The organism is Leeuwenhoekiella sp. LLG6367-2.1 (assembly GCF_045055775.1).
Taxonomy (GTDB): domain Bacteria; phylum Bacteroidota; class Bacteroidia; order Flavobacteriales; family Flavobacteriaceae; genus Leeuwenhoekiella; species Leeuwenhoekiella aequorea.
This window is the reverse complement of record NZ_CP159331.1, coordinates 1,916,838-1,934,417: the sequence shown is the minus strand read 5'-3', so window position 1 is coordinate 1,934,417 and position 17,580 is coordinate 1,916,838. Positions and strand designations below refer to the sequence as shown.

Sequence of the window (17,580 nt, the reverse complement as noted above, 5' to 3'; positions counted from 1 at the left end):
GGTTTATGAGAAACTCACAATCTATAGGCGTTTTTGACAGTGGTGTAGGCGGCACTTCTATTTGGAAAGAAATTATTAAAGCTCTACCAAATGAAAACACTATTTACCTAGCAGATATAGCGAATGCTCCTTATGGTGAAAAATCTGCTGAAAAGATTATAGAGCTGTCTATTAAAAATACGGAGAAGTTAATTAATCTAGATTGCAAGATTATTGTCGTCGCTTGCAATACAGCTACTACAAACGCCATAGAAATCCTGAGGGAAAAATATAAAATACCCATAATAGGTATTGAACCAGCAATAAAGCCGGCTGCCTTGGCATCAAAAAGTAAAGCAATAGGAATACTAGCCACAAAAGGAACACTTAGTAGCGCTCTCTTTCACCAAACATCTAGCCTATACGCATCAGACCTCAAAGTGATTGAAGTGGTAGGGAAAGGCTTAGTAGAGCTTATAGAAGCAAATAGAATAGAGTCTGAAGAAATGCACAAATTACTTGAGGAGTATCTTCAGCCAATGATAAGTCAAAATATAGATTATTTAGTTTTAGGATGTAGTCATTACCCTTATCTAATTCCTGTATTACGTACTATTTTACCAAAGAATGTAACTATCATAGATTCTGGCCAAGCTGTTGCTCTACAGACAAAAAATATACTTATTAAAAATAATCTCGTAAACCCTAATAACGATGCTGTAAATCATTTGCTGTTTAGTAATGCAAGTACAACAGTATTACGCAAGCTTACGCATTCTGAAAAAGACAAAGATCTAAGTGTGGACTATTTAGAATTTTAATTTATCGCCGGACAATTACATTCATATTGCTCTCTACGTTTTCCAAAATCATAACCTAAAGTAATTTGATGAAATCCATTAGAGATTACAATATCATTTTGTTGATACGTATACGTATAGGCAACTAAAAAATTACCATACGTCACACCGAGAAATGGAGTTAAGTATTGAGATTTTTGATTCGTAACTGCGCCATCGCTATTAAGATATTGCGCACCATCCAGGTTTCTTCGGTAGGATAAGCCACCCCATAATTTCCCCCAATCAAATTTATGATAGACCTTTCCGTTTATATCTAATGTAACCTCTTTGGTTTCGTCTGTAGCTTGAAACATTAGAGATGGTTCATAACTCCACGGACTATTAAATTTCCCAAAAACATAACCGGCAGATGCCAGATAACGACGCTGATTTGTGGATTCTAACTCTGGTGTAAATATGGCGCGATTTCTAGGGAGAATATTCTTGACGGTTGCGTGCGCATAGAAATCAAGAAAATAATAAGACATTCCCAGATCAACATTGAAGTAATTATCTGTTTGACTTCCACCGGTAATAATGGGATCAAAATCGGTTTGATCAAAAGAACTCTCATCAAGTGTATTTTGCAAAAGACCTACACTAAGACCAAAAGACAACTGATTAAGATCTATGTAATTTCTGGATAATAATAGATGATAAGCAAATGTGGTATAAACTCCCCGCTGGGAAAAATTACCATTCTCATCAGAAAACAAAATAGCTCCTAATCCCACCTTATCTCCTACTCGACCATTTACTGCAGCCGTATATAAGTTAGGCGCATCTTCAATATCAAACCACTGTTGACGCCCTGTAATTCTAATCTGGTTAGAATTTGCAGCTCCCGCCATAGAAGGATGCAATAAATAAAGATTTTCTGTTAGATAATCCCAGTAAACAGGAATTCCCTCTTGCGCCTGACTATATTGACCAAAAATCAAAACAAGTAATACTATATATCTCTTCAAAATAATGATATGTATTTTAGGTCGTTAAGACACAGGGCGAAAGATGTAAAGCTAATTAATTTATTGGGTAGATACTCTTTAAGCGTTGTAAAATAAATTATAAGACTTCAAAATTAGCTAAATTTGCACAAAATTAAAGTATGAGCACATTTAGCATCTCTATAGAATCTACATCAAATCCTGCAATTAAAAAATTTCAGGCAAATTCATTCTTAGTTAATCACAATAGCTACGAATTTAAAAATATTGATGAAGCAAAAAACTCCCCGTTAGCACAGCAGCTATTTTATCTTCCGTTTGTAAAGACGGTATATATATCACAAAATTTTGTAGCAATCGAAAAATTCAGCATAGTAGATTGGATCGATGTTCAAAATGAATTATCTCAACAAATTGAAGATTTTTTAAATGATAACGGTGTTGTTATAATTGAAGATGAAAATTCAATTAAAAAAGTACCTGTTACTGTTTATGCAGAAAGTACTCCCAACCCGGCTGCACTAAAATTTGTGACTAATAAAAAGTTGGTTACCGAAACATTAGAATTTAAAAATATTGACGAAGCCAAAAATGCCCCATTGGCTGCTGCACTATTTAACTTTCCTTTTGTCAAGGAAGTTTTTATGGATTCTAATTACGTAAGCATTCACAAGTATGACGTGGCAGACTGGGATAATGTATTTCAGGAAATAAGAGAATTTATAAAGAACTACATTGAAGACGGTAAAGAAATTCTTTCTGAAAACTTTAAAAAAACACCTCAAGCTGTAGAGCAAGAAAAAGAATCACAGTTTGAAGAAATGGATGATATTTCTAAAGAAATAGCAAACATCATTGAAGAATATGTAAAACCTGCAGTGGCAAGTGATGGCGGAAATATTCTTTTTAAAAATTATGATCCTGAAACAAAAAATGTAAAAGTGGTATTACAAGGCGCTTGTAGTGGCTGCCCATCTTCAACATTTACATTAAAAAATGGTATTGAAAATATGCTAAAAGAAATGCTGAAAGGCAAAATTAATAGTGTCGAAGCTATTAACGGTTAGTAGATTAACAAAAATAAGCTGTAAAACTGGTCTTATTATCGTAAATTCAGAAGAATCAACTTTAATATATAAAACCAACACCTATGGCAATTTTAAAAGTAATAGAATTATTAGCTAGTTCAAATAAAAGCTGGGAGCAAGCAACAGCAAATGCGGTTAAAGAAGCTTCAAAAACAATTAAAAATATACGCTCTGTATATGTAAATGAACAGAGTGCTGTTGTAACTGGAGACACTGTATCAGAATTTAGAGTTAATGTCAAAATTACTTTTGAAGTAAAATAATTACTACTCACATATTAAAAGTCCTGTATTCTTTTCAGAATACAGGACTTTTTTGTTACACCTAACTGATACATTAACAATTAACGTTATTTAAACATTTCAATTTTTTTTATATCTGCGCTATACAAGACCTTTGCAACTAATTAAAATTACTATATGGAATTAAATACCGACTATTACGAAGAGTATATCAGAAAATTTGGAGATAAGATTATAGATTTTCTTCCTAGTCTTATAGCAGCAATTATAATGCTGGTAGTAGGTTTCTACGTAATAAAATTTATAAACAGCTTAGTTAAGAAATTCTTTGAGCGTAAAGATTACGATTTAACACTAGAGCGATTTATAGCTGATTTAATAAACTGGACGCTTAAAATACTTTTGTTCGTTTTAGTAGTTACTCAACTTGGTGTAGAATCTGCATCACTTGTTGCTGTAATTGGTGCTGCTGGTTTGGCGATAGGTCTTGCATTACAAGGTTCGTTAGCAAATTTTGCTGGTGGCGTACTTATCTTACTTTTAAGACCGTTCAAGGTAGGAGATTGGATTTCGGCTCAAGGAGTTGATGGAGCGGTAAAAGAGATATCTATTTTTAACACCAGACTGATTACTTTTGGAAACCAGGAAGCAGTTATTCCAAACGGTAAGTTATCAAATGATAATATTATAAACTTCACATCTCAAGGGATTCGTAGAAATGCGCAAACCTGGGGAATATCTTACGATAGTAATATAAAACTGGCTAAAGAAATCTTATTACAGCTGGTAAATGAGCAAGAGACAGTTTTACATGATCCGCATCCAGAACCTATGATTGTAGTTACCGAACTTGCAGATAGCTCTGTAAATCTTTCCCTACGCTTCTGGGCTACAAATGAGGATTACTGGACTTTACACTGGTATATCTTAGAAGAAGGTAAACGAAGATTAGAAGAAAACGGTATTGTTATACCATTTCCTCAAAGAGATGTTCACGTATTTAATGAAAGTGGAGCTTCTTTTACAGCTAAGCAATAAACCTATTTTTTGGGTTTATTGATCTGAAAATCTTTCAAGTAAAAAGGTTCAAAATAAGCGACATCTTCGATGTCGCTTATTTTGTTTTTAGCTTCGGCTAATGTTGCCATTTCACGTGCAGATGGCAATGCTTTGGTTTGAAATGTAGCATTGGGGTGCTTTATTACATCAATTAGTTTTTCTGCACCATCACCTACAAAGATTGTTTTGCCTTGATTTAAGTATTCTTTAAATGAATTTTCATCAATAATCTGAGCTTGAATCTCTCGTATCTCCTTAAAATTATTGTCGTAGATAGCGCTATAGACTTCCATTCTTCTGGCATCAAGTACCGGTATGACATATTTTATATCTTCGGTTTTTGCCTGCATGGCAAGCGCCTTTAAAGTATTTGTAGCGAGAAGCGGAATATTTAGTGAAAAAGACAATCCTTTAGCACTACTTACCCCTATTCGCAGACCAGTATAGGAACCCGGCCCTTTACTTACAGCAATTGCATCGAGTTTTTTTGTATCTAAGCCAGCTTCATTTAACACATCTTGAATATAAACATGTAAGCGTTCGGCATGAGAATAATTTAGTCCCATGTCTTCCTTAAGAGCTAGTACATTACCGTCTTTAGCTAATGCTACAGAACAATTAGTAGTTGTAGTTTCAATACAAAGTATAAGTGCCATAATTTAGTCTTCTTGCGAAGCCCCAAATTTAGCATCTTTTTTAACCTCTACGAGGTCACCTTCCTTAAGTAATTTTGTAACTGTGTTATACGGTCCGGTAATTACTTCATCACCAATCTCTAAGCCTGTAGTAACGATTATATTAGTATCGTCTTGAATACCAGTTTTGATGCGTTTTACCATCGCTTTATCGCCGTTTTTGACAAATACCGCTTCGTATTGATTGTCACCAAATGAAGATGTCGTCGTATCATTTTTAATTACTATTGCGCTTATAGGTACTGCTATAGCGTCTTTAACACTATTAGTTATAATATCTACAGTCGCAGTCATACCTGGTCTAAATGGAGAGAAAGCTTCAGGTTTACCCTCAATTAGATCTTTATATGAACTTTCAAGAATACGCACCTTAACCTTAAAGTTTGTTACCTGATCTGCAGTTAAGTTGCTTTCTGCAGAATTTGCAATTTCTGTAACCATTCCTTTAAATGGTTTCTTCAAATAAGCATCTACTTCAACGCGTGTTGAATCACCAATATTAATCTTAACAATGTCATTTTCATTTACATCTACCTCTACCTCCATATTACCTAAGTCGGCAACACGCATAATTTCTGTTCCTGCCATTTGTTGAGTTCCTACAACTCGCTCGCCTAGTTCTACATCTAAACTAGATATAGTACCGCTAATAGGCGCGTAAATAGTCGTACGAGATAAGTTGTCCCTAGACTGGTTAACATTTGCTGCAGCACTTTGTACACTGTAATAAGATGACTTAACATTTGCCTGAGCTACCTCATAATCTGATACAGATTGATCCCACGCAGATTTAGAAATCACCCCTTTCTCAAAAAGTGATTTGTTTCGCTCGTAGTTAGCTTTTGCATTTTTAAGAGTGGCTTCAGCTTGAGATAATCCAGCTTTTATGTTTTGCAAAGAAGCTTGAGCCTGTGTTAATGCAGATTGAATTAAATCTGGATTGATACGCACAAGTAAATCTCCTTTCTCTACTTGCTGACCTTCTACTACCGGAAGCTCAATAATCTCTCCTGAAACTTCAGATGAAATTTTCACTTCAACTTCTGGCTGAATTTTTCCGGTTGCAGCAACAGTTTCAACCACATTCATGCGATCAATTTTCTGTGTTTCTACAGCTTTGAACTCTCCGGTTTTACCAAACCATCCCGCTTTCTTTCCACCTATTAAAGCAAGGATTAATACTACAGCAACACCAAAAATAATAAGGATCGTCTTTTTTTTCATCGTATGTAATTATATAACCTGTTATTGAAATTTACTTTTAATCAATTAAAATTTTAATTGATCTGCCGGTACACCAAAGTAAAGTTCAAGTACTTTCAATTTAAAAATGTAATCGTATTTAGCTCTATTTAAGTCAATCTGTGCATTATCGTAGCGCTGTTTTGACTGGCTAAAATCAAATGCATTTATAAGACCTACTTCATATCTGTCTTTACCATAAGAGTAGGCTAATTCTTGTGATTCTGCAGCTTTTTGCGCAGCCTCGTATGACTTCAATGCTCCTTGTGCATCAAGATAGGCTTGGTAAACATTAGATTCTAGGTCAAGCTTTGTCTGTTCTAGATTAATTTTTGCACGCTCTGCATTTATCTTACTTCGCTTTACGTTATTACGTACTTGAAAGCCATTAAGGATAGGTATATTAATTTGCAATCCATAACCTACACCATCATTCTGTGACAACTGATCTATAAAAGGATCTGCACCCACTAGCTCAGTTACAAAATTTGGTGTTTCTGCAACTACAGTTTGACCCGTAGCTTGCACAAATCCTATTTCATTTATACTTGTAGGATTATTTTGATCGAGATCTTGCCTAAAGGAGGTTGCATTTGTATATCTCGTATTGTAACCAAAAAAAGCTGAAATAGTTGGCCAAAATGCGCCTTTTGCAATTTGAACGTCTTCTTCTGCAATCTCTAGGTTAGTTTCTGCAATTTTAACTTCATTACGTTCTTCTTTAGCAGACTCAATGATATTTTGAGGAGACATCATTAGCATTTCCTCTCCATAGATAGCATAATCTCCTTCTGCGATATCAAATGTTTTATAATCTCTTATTAAAAGTGTTTGAGCTAAGCTTATAAGAGCTATTTGAACTGCATTTTCTGCAGCAACAATATTCTGAATTTCTGTGGCATTTTGCGCTTGAACTTCTAACAGATCACCTCGTGGAGATACACCACCATCTACAAGCTCTTGAGTTTGCTGTAGCTGCTGAGTGGTTACTTCATTTTGAGATTTAAGAACTTTAAGGTTTTCCTTATTTAAAATCACCTGCAAATAGCTATTCGCAACCACTAAAGCAATATCATCTTGTAATTTTTCTAATCCGTATTGAGCGGAAAGAGCCGATAATTTTGCGCGTTGAGCTCTATTAAAATTTTGCAAACCGTCAAACAGTGTATATCCGGTATTGATGCCACCACTAGCAGATAAAAACTGAGTTGTGGTTGCCAGGTTACTTGTTGGGTTGAAGTTTAATCCCGTATTTCTGGAGACTGATGCATTTGCATTTAAACTCGGTAAAAAATTTCCGATTGCATCAGACTTATCAATATTTGCAGCTTCTATATCAAGCTCGGCTTGACGTATTTGTATATTTTCATCCAATGCACGTTGAATACATTGTTGCAGCGTCCATTCTTGTTGTTGTGCAATTCCGGAAGATGCAGAAATAACTATAAAAACAAAGAGTAATAATTTTTTCATAATTGTAATTCTGTACAATAAGTAGTCTTATTGCTAAAAGTGTTACAACGAAGAATCAATTTATTCTAAATTTTTATAAAGATTTTTTCGGCAATTTAGAACTATACGTTTACTGCAAAGCAGTGCTAGTTCAAAAAGCTGGTGATAATTAAACAAAGTCGATCAATGAATAACGCCTTATTGAAATTTAAAATTTCAAAATGATGCATTAACCAAACCTACGTATGATCTAGTCCCTAACGATCTGCTTTTTTACGACTTCGGTAAATAAGGTAGATAAGTCCTCCCATTAATATATATGGAATTGCAGCTAAGTAGACTATCCCATTATTAACACCTTCTGCCATACTGTTATCAGTTTCACTTTCTAGAACAGCGCGACACATTGCGCATTGCGCATTTGCAATCTGCGTGAAAACAAAAAATACTATGGAGAAGAAGATCTTTTTCATAAGAACCAAATTAGGCGGGGTAATAGGGAGATATAAGAAAATAAACTATCACACCGGTAACCGCCACATATAACCAGATAGGAAATGTTATTCTTGCGATTTTACGATGCATTTCAAATTTGCCCAGTACTGCACGTACATAGGTTACCAGCACAAATGGTATGACCCCGATAGATAACAAAATGTGCGAAATTAAAATGAAGTAATATATATATTTAAAAGATTCAATAGATGAATTTTCAGCACTTGAAAGTTCTCCATCTAAGTTTGTATCACCAAATATAGTTGAGTCTGATGTGGCGTGATAGACAACATATAAAACAAGAAAAACCAATGATAAACCGATACAGATTTTCATTATATTTTCGTGAGCTACTCTATTTCCTTTTTTAATTTGAATAACAGCAGCAATTAACAGTACAGCTGTTAAACCATTAATCGTCGCGTAGATGGGTGGAAGGAAACCTAAGCGAGGAACTCCGGGTATACGTATTGTAAACAGAAATGCTACAGCTACCGGTATAGCTATAGATAAAATAATAATCCACCTGTTATATAACTTTTCTTTTTTAGCGAGCACTTCCATCTAGTTCTTCTTATTCTTATTGAGTAATTTATTAATATCTTCTATTAATATTGCTATTTGAGAAGTTTCACCTTCTTCAGTTTCTGGCGTTCCCTCAGGAATAAAGCCTCGATAATATATTAATGGATTACCAAAATCATCACGACGAGATCGTATAAATCCGTTTTGATCAACTAAAGCGAAAAGACCTGAATGCTGAAAATTTCCGTCTATATCCGGATTTTCTTGGGCTAATAAATTAAAACCCACATTTGCTAATTCATATATTTTCTCACGATCACCTGTCATTAAGTTCCAATCTGGATCGGTAATTCCATATTGCTCAGTGTATTCTTTTAAAACCTCTGGCTGATCATATTCTGGATCGATACTAAAACTGGCAATACCAAAATTTGGGTTGTCTTTAAATTCATTCTGTATACGTACGAGATTTTTATTCATCGGGATGCATATCGTAGGACATCTCGTGAAGAAAAATTCAACTAAAAACACTTTACCCTTATAAGCATCTTCTGTTATAGTATCACCATCTTGATTAATAAATTCAAAGTGAGGAACTTTGCGATCTTTACCGTTTATATTAATATATGATAACTCTCCGGTGTTTTCAACCGTATCAGCATCAACAACATTAAGGCGATCATTTTTTACAACCTCCCCTTTCATTACCCGATCTATAATTTTAGGGATAACTATTATCCCAAACACTAAAACTATAACTGCAATCCCTATATAGGTTTTTTTTCTATTCATTATTAAATCTTTCTATCTGAATTATTTTTTTTGAGCGCAAGTCTGTATTCGGCAAGAATGATTTTAACATCATCTTTCATTTTGTTTGCTAGCTCTGCAATGTCTGAACTGTCATAGCCATACAAAACACCATAATCTTCATCATCATCACGACCTCTTAAACTTCTGGATTTATCAATAATAAATATGTATGGAGAGCCTCCATCATTAAGCAGTGAATATGGAGATTTTAAACTCTGAAAAGTGTCGTCTATATTTTGCTGTGTAGTACGAATAAAAAACCAGTTTGACATATCTACCAGAAGACTCATTTCATCAACAACACTTTTTAATTCGGCTTCATCAATTGTTTCAGGAACGAGATAGACAAATTGAAAATCATCAAACTCTCTGAAGGTTTTGAATATTTTTTGGTTCAAATTGAATAAATCCCCTCCGTCGCGTTCTATAGTTGTACCTAAGAATCCAAGAACTGTAATTTTATCTTTAAACTTAACTTCTTCAGTGAAGTCTAGCTCGGGAATTTCTTTTTCTATAATCGGCAGTTTTGCAAAATTATGAATACCTGAAGCAAAGAATAAGTAGGCAACAATAGGTAATATAAAAAGCACTCCTAGCACTAAAAACTTCTTCATTATACAACTGCTTTTAAGACAAATTATTTACTTCGGTAAAGTTAAGCCACAGAATGTTCACCTTAAAAATAAGGCATAAAAAAAGACGGTATAAACCGTCTTTTTTAATCGTTATACTTAGAATTTAGAAATCCCAGCTTTGATATTCGTTATGATATACACCAAAAATATAATCACCTTCGGTAAGTAGAATAAAAATTAAATAACAAACAAGAAATATCCCTGTCCAAACAACTGCTCTTCTTAATCCCTTAGCCTCATGCTCCATGTGCATAAATGCCCAAGTAATCAAATAAGCTTTATAAAGTGTAAGAATTATAAATATCCAGTTTAATAGACGCATTCTAAGAAACATCGTTTCTATAAGAAATTCTGGTCTTATAATACCTAAAATAACCTCTGCAATTGTTACAATTGATAAAATCCCAAATACTGACCAGATTCTTTTGGTAGCTGATTCGTTATGTCCTGTATCGTGTGCCATTATATATACTTTTGTTTATCTGCTAAAGCAGAATCTCTTTTATAATTAAACCAGATAGAAAAAGGTAAATACAAATACCCAAACTAAATCTACAAAGTGCCAGTAAAGACCTACTTTTTCAACCATTTCATAATTTCCTCTACGCTCATAAGTACCTAGAATTACATTTATAAATATGATAATATTTATAATAACTCCAGAAAGTACGTGAAAACCGTGGAAACCTGTAATAAAGAAAAAGAAGTCTGCAAAAAGTGGAGGCCCATATTCATTGTGAATAAGATTTGCTCCTTGTACCACTCCAATAGCATCTCGTTCTAAGCGCTCAAGTGATTCTGAACGTGATAAGATCGTTTTCTCATTAGATTCATTAAGAAGTTCTGTACGTATTAATAAATCTGGATTTGCTTTAAAGCCTTCAACAATCTCTTCTAAGTAAAAATCGGGTAACGTTGCATCAGATTCATACCAGAGCGCGTCGCTTTTTGTAAGCATTACTCTTTCAGTAGGAAGATCTGCTGCAAATGATTCTAGAGCAACCTGTTCTCCTTCAGCATTTACAAATTGTAAAATACGTCCAGCTTTAGTTTCTACTGCTCCATACTCACCAGAAATAAAATTCGCCCATTCCCAAGCTTGAGAACCTACGAATATAATACCTCCAATAATCGTAAAGAACATATACCAGATAACACTACTCTTTTTCATTCTATGACCTGCATCAACAGCAAGAACCATTGTTACAGAAGAAAAGATTAGAATAAATGTCATTAGCGCGACATAATACATAGGGGCATCTACGCCATGTAGAAACGGAAAGTGTGTAAACACTTCATCGGCGATAGGCCACTCGTCCATGTATTTAAATCTTGAAAATCCGTAAGCGGCAAGGAATGCGGAGAATGTAAGTGCATCAGAAAGGATGAAAAACCACATCATCATTTTTCCGTAGCTAGCTTTCAACGGGTGGCTATCGCCTCCCCAAGTTTTGCCTTCTGTGCCTGTTCTAACAGCAGTAGCGTCCATATTTTAATATCAATTTATAAGCGTTGCAAAAATAGGTATTTTAAAAATGCTTTTCAAAGCAATAATCGGTATTTATAACCATTCAAAAAAACGAATTTTAAGAATTATTAGCATTTGGCACTAAGTCACTTACTTAATAAGATCATCTGCAAATAAAAAGAACAGAAATAAGTAAACCCAAAGTATATCAACAAAATGCCAGAAAGTAGCACCTAACTCAAACCCAAGTGCCTGTTCTTTTGAATATTTACCTCGCAGTTGCTGAATAACCACTACAAGTAAAACCAGTATTCCTGCTAATACGTGAACCACGTGTGTTATTACAAATGCATAAATAAAAGATGTTGTTACCGTGCTTTCACTTCCTGTAAAAAAGTATCCACTTGCAATAATCTCATCAAATCCTCTAAACTGAAACACCACAAACAAAATCCCCAACACTAGCGTTGCTAAAAGAGACAGTGTTCCTAACTGTTTTTTATTTTGAAAAATCGCCCACTTCGCTATATACAAGGAGATACTACTTAATATAATAATACCTGTACTTAAATAAAACGCTTGGGGTAATTGAAAATCTGAAAGCCAGTCTCTACGCTCACTACTTACAATATAAGCACTGGTCAAACCTGCAAACATCATGGAGAGGCTAATGATACCAAACCAAAGCATCATTTTTTTAGACCTCTTTAATTTAACTTCTTCTGACTGTGATGTATATTCCATTATCGTAAAAATTTGTCTGCCACATATATTATCTGAATAAGCGTTATATAACTTACACTTGAAAGCATCAACCGCTTAGCAGTAACATTATTTTTAAATTTATAAAGACGAATTGCATAGTATAGCAATCCTAAGCCCAGAATTCCCACGAGCACAGCAGAGATTGGCGTTAAGTAAAGTCTACCCGTAACTCCAAACACAGGTATTAAAGAAACCAGTATAGTCCAAATGGTATATAAAATAACTTGTACCGCTGTACCACGGTCACGCGCACCGGTAGGCAACATAAAGAAGCCTCCCTTTTTATAATCGTCATACAGAAACCATCCTATCGCCCAGAAATGCGGGAACTGCCAAAAAAACTGAACCATAAATAAGGTTCCTGCTTCTATACCAAAATCCCCGGTAGCTGCCACCCAACCCATCATAAAGGGAATCGCCCCCGGAAAAGCTCCAACAAATACAGATAAAGGAGTCTTTGTTTTTAAAGGTGTATAAACACATACATACAGAAAGATAGATACTCCTCCAAAAACTGCCGTAATTGGATTTATTATATAAAGGGTTAGTAAACCAAGTATTGTAAATGATGTTGCGATAATAAAAGCTGTTCGCACGCTCATTCTACCCGCAGGAATAGGTCTATTTTTTGTACGATCCATCAAAACATCGAGATCTCGCTCAATAATTTGATTGTATGCATTGGAGGCGCCTACCATTAAATAACCACCAACAGCAAGAAGCAAGATGGTCAACCAGTCGAGTGTATAAGCACCTAGTAGGTATCCAGCCATACTTGAGAATACCACACTGATAGCCAGACGCATCTTTGTGATTTCTTTAAAATCTATCCAAATAGATGAAGATGTAGTATGCGTGTTTTCGAGGCTCAAATGCGTGTAATTCAAGGGCTTTAAAAAGTCGTGCAAAGATACTGCACACACACTTTCTACACAACCTTATCAAAGGTTATTAAATACAAGAGAAATATATAAATAAGCAGGATGTGTAACCCATATTGTAAACCCTTAATTATTAGCTTAAACCTACTACTAATCAATCTGATTTATTAAACTTAAAACCGAAGTACTAGATGAAAATTTAAAGATTAAAACACTTAAAATTAGTGCTGAAACAAATTAGAGTTATAAGCCAACTGAATCATAGACCTGTACTTTTTCCCACAAATCAGCAGATTCTTCTATAAATTTTAAATGCACAGGCTCTTCCTGATAACTGTTCTGCGCTTCTTTAGATGGAAATGTTAATATGATTGAATAGGTCCAACTGTTATCTACCACATCGCGCGGCGTATTTGCAGGCACCCCTATAAACTTAGTTTTAGCATAGTCACTTGTATTCAAAAATTTCTTTAGGGACGTTTCAAATGCTTTTCTATCTTCTGAATTATCCGGATTTTTTAACCAGAAATACACGACATGAGCAAAATTAGAATCAAAATCCCCTTCTGAAGAATTTGAATTTTTACAAGAATTTGAGATTATTAATACCAATGTTAGTCCAAGCAATAAATATTTTTTCATAATCTAATAATCATAATACCAGTTAAATAAATCTGTTCGAATTCCAAAATTAACCCAAAGCGTTTTCTCAGTAAAATTTACAGGGTCATATTGATCAATCTTATGATCTCTATATAAAACATTCGTATAGATCTTAAGATTTGTTGAAGGGTTTACCAGGTATCCCAACTCAATATTTCCTAATAAGGTAGTCCCCTTATTGCCTTGACCTATTTCTATGCCTTCCTCACTAGGTATATTTTCATCATTACCATAGATACTTCCACCATAATAAGTGGTATTAATATCACCTACTTCAAACCCTCGTTCTCCATAAATTAGTTTTGCTGTACCATACCACCTCTCATTTTCATATCGCGCAATACCTATAAGTTCTCTAAAATTAGCTCCCCACAAATGAGCCATAGATTGATTATTATGACCATAATTCAGCTCAATCTCATTATTAGAATACACATATGGTCTAACCTGATTAAATTCAAACTGGAGCTGTAAATTATCAATTTTGAACGCATCATAGTATTTAAACCCTAACTGCACACCTTGTTTGTTCTTATAACTCTTAGCACTACTAAACACTGCAGCGGTAGAAAATTCATCGATAATCACCTGGCTATACATATTAAATTTATCACTAAATTTATATTTAGCACTCAATCCTATTAATGCATTACCGCCTCGTGAGCCAGTTGAGAACTCAATAGCTCTGTAAAAAATAACCGGGTTTAAATAATTAAGGTCAAATCCTCGATCGTTATCATTTGTCCAAATAACATTTTCAAATAACCCAATATTTAGACGTTTTGTCGCGTTAAAACTCAGGTAATGATTAGCCATAAATTTGGTTTTGAAAGATCCGTCAGAAACTACTTCCGGCCGCACATCCCTCAACGACATCCATGTATTTGAATACTTAAATTTCCAAAATGTTGTGTTAAGCTTTAAAAATGGGTATGGACTTGCATTGTCGCTTTGTAAAAGCGACCTGTAGCCATCTCCTATAAAATTTTTACCATGACCAAACTGCACATTAAAATATTTACTCGGCGCGTAGGATAAATAGGCCTCGGCAACTGGGTAATCAAAATCTTCTGTACCAAAATCAGCTGCTACACCTCTACCCGGTACGATTGCTGGATTGCCACCATCTGGTCGTAAGGAACGCGCAAAACGGTTATAATAACCAGCGAAACTACCCTGACTTTCATAAAAAACTGTGTAAAAATTAAGCTTATCTCCTAGTCCACCCTGAAAAATTAAAGCACGTGTATTATTATATGTATAATTTTGATTTTCTGAATCTGCACTCTCAAAACCCAATTGTAAATCTGCCGCAGGATCTAATGTAAACCAGTAGCCCTCACCCTGAAGAGTTACCATATGCTCATTCCATAACTTTCTCCCAAACCAGGATTCTTTTTCTTTATAAAGTTGTTCCCGATTTTCTTTAAAATCATAATAATCATTTACACTAGCATAGGTAAATGGTTTACTTGCCGTATGACTATTAGTTCCAACGCGATTTAATTCTTGATCAAACCTACTATACGTTTCATGTGAAAAAGGGATATATAATTGAGAGGTATATTCGCGGTTTTCAAAAGGATAGGTTTTAATCGAATCATACTCACTATTCATATCAATAGCTGAGATTTTCTCTATCGTATTAACCGATGCTTTTTTAGTAGTGGGTAGCGCGGTTTGAGTCCTTGAAAACGGAATTGGGATAGGCATACTAAACTGCATATAGGTTGGCTTACCGTTATACATTGCAGGTGTAACTTGAGGGAGTGTAGAAAAAACGCGCTTTAACTCTTCCTTCAACTCTGAATATGCTGCTGTAATATTTAAAACTTCAAATTCACCTTCTTTAGTAACCTCAAAAAGAATTACCATATCACCAGAGTAAGACTCATCTATAATTTGCTGAGGCATTTTGAATTCTGAAGTAACTTTAGAAATAAGCGTTTTATTAAAACACTCTTTCAAGTCATCCACTAACACATTATTGCACTCTTCAAAGACAGGATGCTTTTCAAAATTACCTTTAACAAGTTGGGCATTTATAAACTGGCAAGTAAAGAATACACCGCAGAATGCTAGAAGTCTAAACATAGATAATTACAATTTAGGAAAGCGAAAGATAGCATTTTTCAGAAAACCTTTTAAAAACATAAAACTCTCAGAGTTTTATAATATGATTAAAAAAAATCCCGTCTCGCGTTAGCGGACGGGATTTTAAATATTTATTTAAATTCAGTTAATCCTGAACTTGGAATACAATAGGTAATGAATATAATACCCCTACTGCCTTACCTCTTTGTTTACCTGGAGTCATTTGCGGTAATAATTTAATTACGCGCTCTGCTTCAGATTCCAATCTTGGGTGAGGTCCTCGAGATCCTATATCTACTATGTTTCCTTTTTGATCAATTTTGAAACGTACATAAATACGGTTTACACCTGATAAGCCAAGTTCACTACCAAGTTCAGTGTTGAACTTTCTATTTACAAACTGGCTAATTTTCTCAGACATACACTTCTTCTTAGCGTCATTTCCTTTTTCGTCTTCGCAACCAGGATAAACCGGCACGTTTTCAATAACAGCAAATGGTACGTCTTCAATAACTTCTTCATCAACGAAAGAAACTTCTTCAACTTTAACAATCTTCTCTTCCTGACTAGTTTCAGTAGATTCGATTACAGTTTCCTCAATCTCTTTGTCATCCTCAACAACTTCGATGATTTCCGGAGCTGGTGGTGGCGGTGGAGGTGGTGGTGGAGGTGGTGGTGTGTTCAATTCAGTAATTGGCACATCTTCTTCAAGAACATCGTCCATATTTAATTGACCGATGTCAATGGCCTCTTTCTCATAAGTTTTCCACTCGATAGCCGCATAACTCAGCCCGAGTATCAAAATAAGGCCTAACTGAAAGAAGAGAACACTTCTCTTACTCAGGTCTGCTTTAGGATTTTTCTTAGGTTCCATGAATCTTAGTTATTAAGGATTGCTAATTTAAATAAAAATAGCTTCAACTCGAAATTAAAATTTTGATTTTAATCGCAAAAACAACGATTTCATTGAAATTATTAGGATCACTCCTGTTAAAATACCAATGCAATTCGCTATAAAATCTTTAAAATCTGCTGATCTAGAGACTGTTGCTACTCCTTGAATTACCTCAATAAGTATACCATAAAATACTCCTAGACCAACGCTTTTTATTAAAGAACGGCTATAAATCTGTTTTTTATTGCTAAAATAGAAGCCTAAAAACCAAATTATAGTAAAAAATAAATACGCCAGAAGATGCACAAGTTTGTCACTATCCTTTGGTGCATTTGAAACGTGAGGCATGGGCATCAAACATACAACTGCTATTAAAAGCGTATATATATAAGCCGCAAGCCTAAATAACTTACCCACCTATTAATTCTTGATAAGCAGCTGCATCTAATAAATCCTCTAATTCACTTGAATCTGAAAATTTAATCTTAATCATCCATCCTTTTCCATAAGGATCTTCATTTACAGCCTCTGGCTCTGCCTCAAGAGCGGTGTTAAATTCGACAATTTCTCCTGTAAGTGGCAAGAATAAATCTGAAACTGTCTTAACTGCTTCAACCGTACCAAAAACCTCTTCACGATCAAGCGATTCTCCCTCAGTCTCAACCTCAACGTATACGATATCGCCAAGCTCACCTTGAGCAAAATGCGTTATACCTACCGTTGCGATATCTCCTTCAATACGCACCCATTCGTGATCTTTTGTATACTTTAAATCTGATGGTAAACTCATAACTTATATT

Annotated in this window: 21 protein-coding genes; 4 read left to right on the top strand and 17 right to left on the bottom strand. The window is 34.7% G+C overall.

Going from position 1 to position 17,580, the window contains the following annotated elements; all coding sequences use genetic code 11:
- Positions 1-5 precede the first annotated feature (5 nt).
- Entirely contained in the window at positions 6-800 is a 795-nt protein-coding gene (gene murI, locus ABVM53_RS08775) for a glutamate racemase (RefSeq protein WP_405325193.1), read from the top strand.
- On the opposite strand, the gene ABVM53_RS08770 is transcribed toward murI, so the two are convergent.
- Positions 797-1,795, bottom strand: coding sequence for a type IX secretion system membrane protein PorP/SprF (locus ABVM53_RS08770; RefSeq protein ID WP_405330855.1), 999 nt, complete (start codon positions 1,793-1,795; stop codon positions 797-799). The genes murI and ABVM53_RS08770 overlap by 4 nt on opposite strands.
- A gap of 134 nt (positions 1,796-1,929) precedes the next feature.
- On the opposite strand from ABVM53_RS08770, the gene ABVM53_RS08765 reads away from it, so the two are divergent.
- From ABVM53_RS08765 to ABVM53_RS08755, 3 genes are all read left to right on the top strand, one after another.
- The gene (locus tag ABVM53_RS08765) at positions 1,930-2,835 is read left to right on the top strand and encodes a NifU family protein (RefSeq protein WP_371455127.1); all 906 of its coding nucleotides are present in this window, start codon (positions 1,930-1,932) and stop codon (positions 2,833-2,835) included.
- Positions 2,836-2,918: 83 nt separating this feature from the next.
- Positions 2,919-3,119 carry a dodecin family protein gene (locus tag ABVM53_RS08760; RefSeq protein ID WP_028377472.1) on the top strand — a complete coding sequence of 67 codons (201 nt, stop codon included), beginning with the start codon at positions 2,919-2,921 and terminating at the stop codon, positions 3,117-3,119.
- A 156-nt stretch (positions 3,120-3,275) separates the two neighbouring features.
- The gene (locus ABVM53_RS08755) at positions 3,276-4,136 is read left to right on the top strand and encodes a mechanosensitive ion channel family protein (RefSeq protein ID WP_371455128.1); all 861 of its coding nucleotides are present in this window, start codon (positions 3,276-3,278) and stop codon (positions 4,134-4,136) included.
- A 2-nt stretch (positions 4,137-4,138) separates the two neighbouring features.
- On the opposite strand, the gene tsaB is transcribed toward ABVM53_RS08755, so the two are convergent.
- The 16 genes from tsaB to gcvH all read right to left on the bottom strand — a co-directional run bounded on the left by tsaB (position 4,139) and on the right by gcvH (position 17,570).
- Positions 4,139-4,813, bottom strand: a complete 675-nt coding sequence (gene tsaB / locus ABVM53_RS08750) for a tRNA (adenosine(37)-N6)-threonylcarbamoyltransferase complex dimerization subunit type 1 TsaB (protein ID WP_405325188.1) — start codon at positions 4,811-4,813, stop codon at positions 4,139-4,141.
- A 3-nt stretch (positions 4,814-4,816) separates the two neighbouring features.
- Positions 4,817-6,076 (bottom strand): efflux RND transporter periplasmic adaptor subunit, encoded by a 1,260-nt coding sequence (locus ABVM53_RS08745; protein WP_128756404.1) that lies wholly within the window; start codon positions 6,074-6,076, stop codon positions 4,817-4,819.
- A 45-nt stretch (positions 6,077-6,121) separates the two neighbouring features.
- On the bottom strand, positions 6,122-7,567 hold the full coding sequence (locus ABVM53_RS08740; RefSeq protein ID WP_405325185.1) for a TolC family protein: 1,446 nt from the start codon (positions 7,565-7,567) through the stop codon (positions 6,122-6,124).
- Between the two features lie 236 nt (positions 7,568-7,803).
- Complete coding sequence (locus ABVM53_RS08735; protein WP_371455132.1) at positions 7,804-8,019, bottom strand: hypothetical protein; 216 nt, start codon at positions 8,017-8,019, stop codon at positions 7,804-7,806.
- A gap of 10 nt (positions 8,020-8,029) precedes the next feature.
- Positions 8,030-8,605: a DUF420 domain-containing protein gene (locus tag ABVM53_RS08730; RefSeq protein ID WP_128756401.1), complete on the bottom strand. Its 576-nt coding sequence runs from the start codon at positions 8,603-8,605 to the stop codon at positions 8,030-8,032.
- Positions 8,606-9,358, bottom strand: a complete 753-nt coding sequence (locus tag ABVM53_RS08725) for an SCO family protein (protein ID WP_405325181.1) — start codon at positions 9,356-9,358, stop codon at positions 8,606-8,608. It lies immediately after the preceding gene.
- 2 nt (positions 9,359-9,360) lie between these two features.
- Positions 9,361-9,993 carry a hypothetical protein gene (locus tag ABVM53_RS08720; RefSeq protein WP_405325178.1) on the bottom strand — a complete coding sequence of 211 codons (633 nt, stop codon included), beginning with the start codon at positions 9,991-9,993 and terminating at the stop codon, positions 9,361-9,363.
- A gap of 124 nt (positions 9,994-10,117) precedes the next feature.
- Positions 10,118-10,477: a cytochrome C oxidase subunit IV family protein gene (locus tag ABVM53_RS08715; RefSeq protein ID WP_128756398.1), complete on the bottom strand. Its 360-nt coding sequence runs from the start codon at positions 10,475-10,477 to the stop codon at positions 10,118-10,120.
- Positions 10,478-10,522: 45 nt separating this feature from the next.
- Positions 10,523-11,503: a cytochrome c oxidase subunit 3 gene (locus tag ABVM53_RS08710; RefSeq protein ID WP_405325175.1), complete on the bottom strand. Its 981-nt coding sequence runs from the start codon at positions 11,501-11,503 to the stop codon at positions 10,523-10,525.
- 129 nt (positions 11,504-11,632) lie between these two features.
- Complete coding sequence (locus ABVM53_RS08705) at positions 11,633-12,226, bottom strand: heme-copper oxidase subunit III (RefSeq protein ID WP_405325173.1); 594 nt, start codon at positions 12,224-12,226, stop codon at positions 11,633-11,635.
- Complete coding sequence (gene cyoE, locus ABVM53_RS08700) at positions 12,226-13,119, bottom strand: heme o synthase (RefSeq protein WP_405325170.1); 894 nt, start codon at positions 13,117-13,119, stop codon at positions 12,226-12,228. Before cyoE ends, ABVM53_RS08705 begins: the two co-directional genes overlap by 1 nt.
- Before the next feature lie 252 nt (positions 13,120-13,371).
- A complete protein-coding gene (locus ABVM53_RS08695) occupies positions 13,372-13,770 on the bottom strand; it encodes a Dabb family protein (protein ID WP_405325167.1) in 399 nt (132 codons plus the stop codon).
- A gap of 3 nt (positions 13,771-13,773) precedes the next feature.
- Positions 13,774-15,885, bottom strand: a complete 2,112-nt coding sequence (locus ABVM53_RS08690; RefSeq protein WP_405325164.1) for a gliding motility protein RemB — start codon at positions 15,883-15,885, stop codon at positions 13,774-13,776.
- 145 nt (positions 15,886-16,030) lie between these two features.
- Positions 16,031-16,759: an energy transducer TonB gene (locus ABVM53_RS08685; RefSeq protein ID WP_128756392.1), complete on the bottom strand. Its 729-nt coding sequence runs from the start codon at positions 16,757-16,759 to the stop codon at positions 16,031-16,033.
- A 54-nt stretch (positions 16,760-16,813) separates the two neighbouring features.
- A complete protein-coding gene (locus tag ABVM53_RS08680; RefSeq protein ID WP_405325161.1) occupies positions 16,814-17,197 on the bottom strand; it encodes a VanZ family protein in 384 nt (127 codons plus the stop codon).
- Complete coding sequence (gcvH, locus tag ABVM53_RS08675) at positions 17,190-17,570, bottom strand: glycine cleavage system protein GcvH (protein ID WP_128756390.1); 381 nt, start codon at positions 17,568-17,570, stop codon at positions 17,190-17,192. The genes ABVM53_RS08680 and gcvH overlap by 8 nt, the downstream gene beginning before the upstream one ends.
- Positions 17,571-17,580 lie beyond the last annotated feature (10 nt).

Excerpts from the sequence above, each read along its gene's own strand:
- murI (WP_405325193.1), top strand. The coding sequence starts at position 6 with ATGAGAAACTCACAATCTATAGGCGTTTTTGACAGTGGTGTAGGCGGC.
- ABVM53_RS08765 (WP_371455127.1), top strand. The coding sequence starts at position 1,930 with ATGAGCACATTTAGCATCTCTATAGAATCTACATCAAATCCTGCAATT.
- ABVM53_RS08760 (WP_028377472.1), top strand. The coding sequence starts at position 2,919 with ATGGCAATTTTAAAAGTAATAGAATTATTAGCTAGTTCAAATAAAAGC.
- ABVM53_RS08755 (WP_371455128.1), top strand. The coding sequence starts at position 3,276 with ATGGAATTAAATACCGACTATTACGAAGAGTATATCAGAAAATTTGGA.
- tsaB (WP_405325188.1), bottom strand. The coding sequence starts at position 4,813 with ATGGCACTTATACTTTGTATTGAAACTACAACTACTAATTGTTCTGTA.
- ABVM53_RS08745 (WP_128756404.1), bottom strand. The coding sequence starts at position 6,076 with ATGAAAAAAAAGACGATCCTTATTATTTTTGGTGTTGCTGTAGTATTA.
- ABVM53_RS08740 (WP_405325185.1), bottom strand. The coding sequence starts at position 7,567 with ATGAAAAAATTATTACTCTTTGTTTTTATAGTTATTTCTGCATCTTCC.
- ABVM53_RS08735 (WP_371455132.1), bottom strand. The coding sequence starts at position 8,019 with ATGAAAAAGATCTTCTTCTCCATAGTATTTTTTGTTTTCACGCAGATT.
- ABVM53_RS08730 (WP_128756401.1), bottom strand. The coding sequence starts at position 8,605 with ATGGAAGTGCTCGCTAAAAAAGAAAAGTTATATAACAGGTGGATTATT.
- ABVM53_RS08725 (WP_405325181.1), bottom strand. The coding sequence starts at position 9,358 with ATGAATAGAAAAAAAACCTATATAGGGATTGCAGTTATAGTTTTAGTG.
- ABVM53_RS08720 (WP_405325178.1), bottom strand. The coding sequence starts at position 9,993 with ATGAAGAAGTTTTTAGTGCTAGGAGTGCTTTTTATATTACCTATTGTT.
- ABVM53_RS08715 (WP_128756398.1), bottom strand. The coding sequence starts at position 10,477 with ATGGCACACGATACAGGACATAACGAATCAGCTACCAAAAGAATCTGG.
- ABVM53_RS08710 (WP_405325175.1), bottom strand. The coding sequence starts at position 11,503 with ATGGACGCTACTGCTGTTAGAACAGGCACAGAAGGCAAAACTTGGGGA.
- ABVM53_RS08705 (WP_405325173.1), bottom strand. The coding sequence starts at position 12,226 with ATGGAATATACATCACAGTCAGAAGAAGTTAAATTAAAGAGGTCTAAA.
- ABVM53_RS08695 (WP_405325167.1), bottom strand. The coding sequence starts at position 13,770 with ATGAAAAAATATTTATTGCTTGGACTAACATTGGTATTAATAATCTCA.
- ABVM53_RS08690 (WP_405325164.1), bottom strand. The coding sequence starts at position 15,885 with ATGTTTAGACTTCTAGCATTCTGCGGTGTATTCTTTACTTGCCAGTTT.
- ABVM53_RS08685 (WP_128756392.1), bottom strand. The coding sequence starts at position 16,759 with ATGGAACCTAAGAAAAATCCTAAAGCAGACCTGAGTAAGAGAAGTGTT.
- gcvH (WP_128756390.1), bottom strand. The coding sequence starts at position 17,570 with ATGAGTTTACCATCAGATTTAAAGTATACAAAAGATCACGAATGGGTG.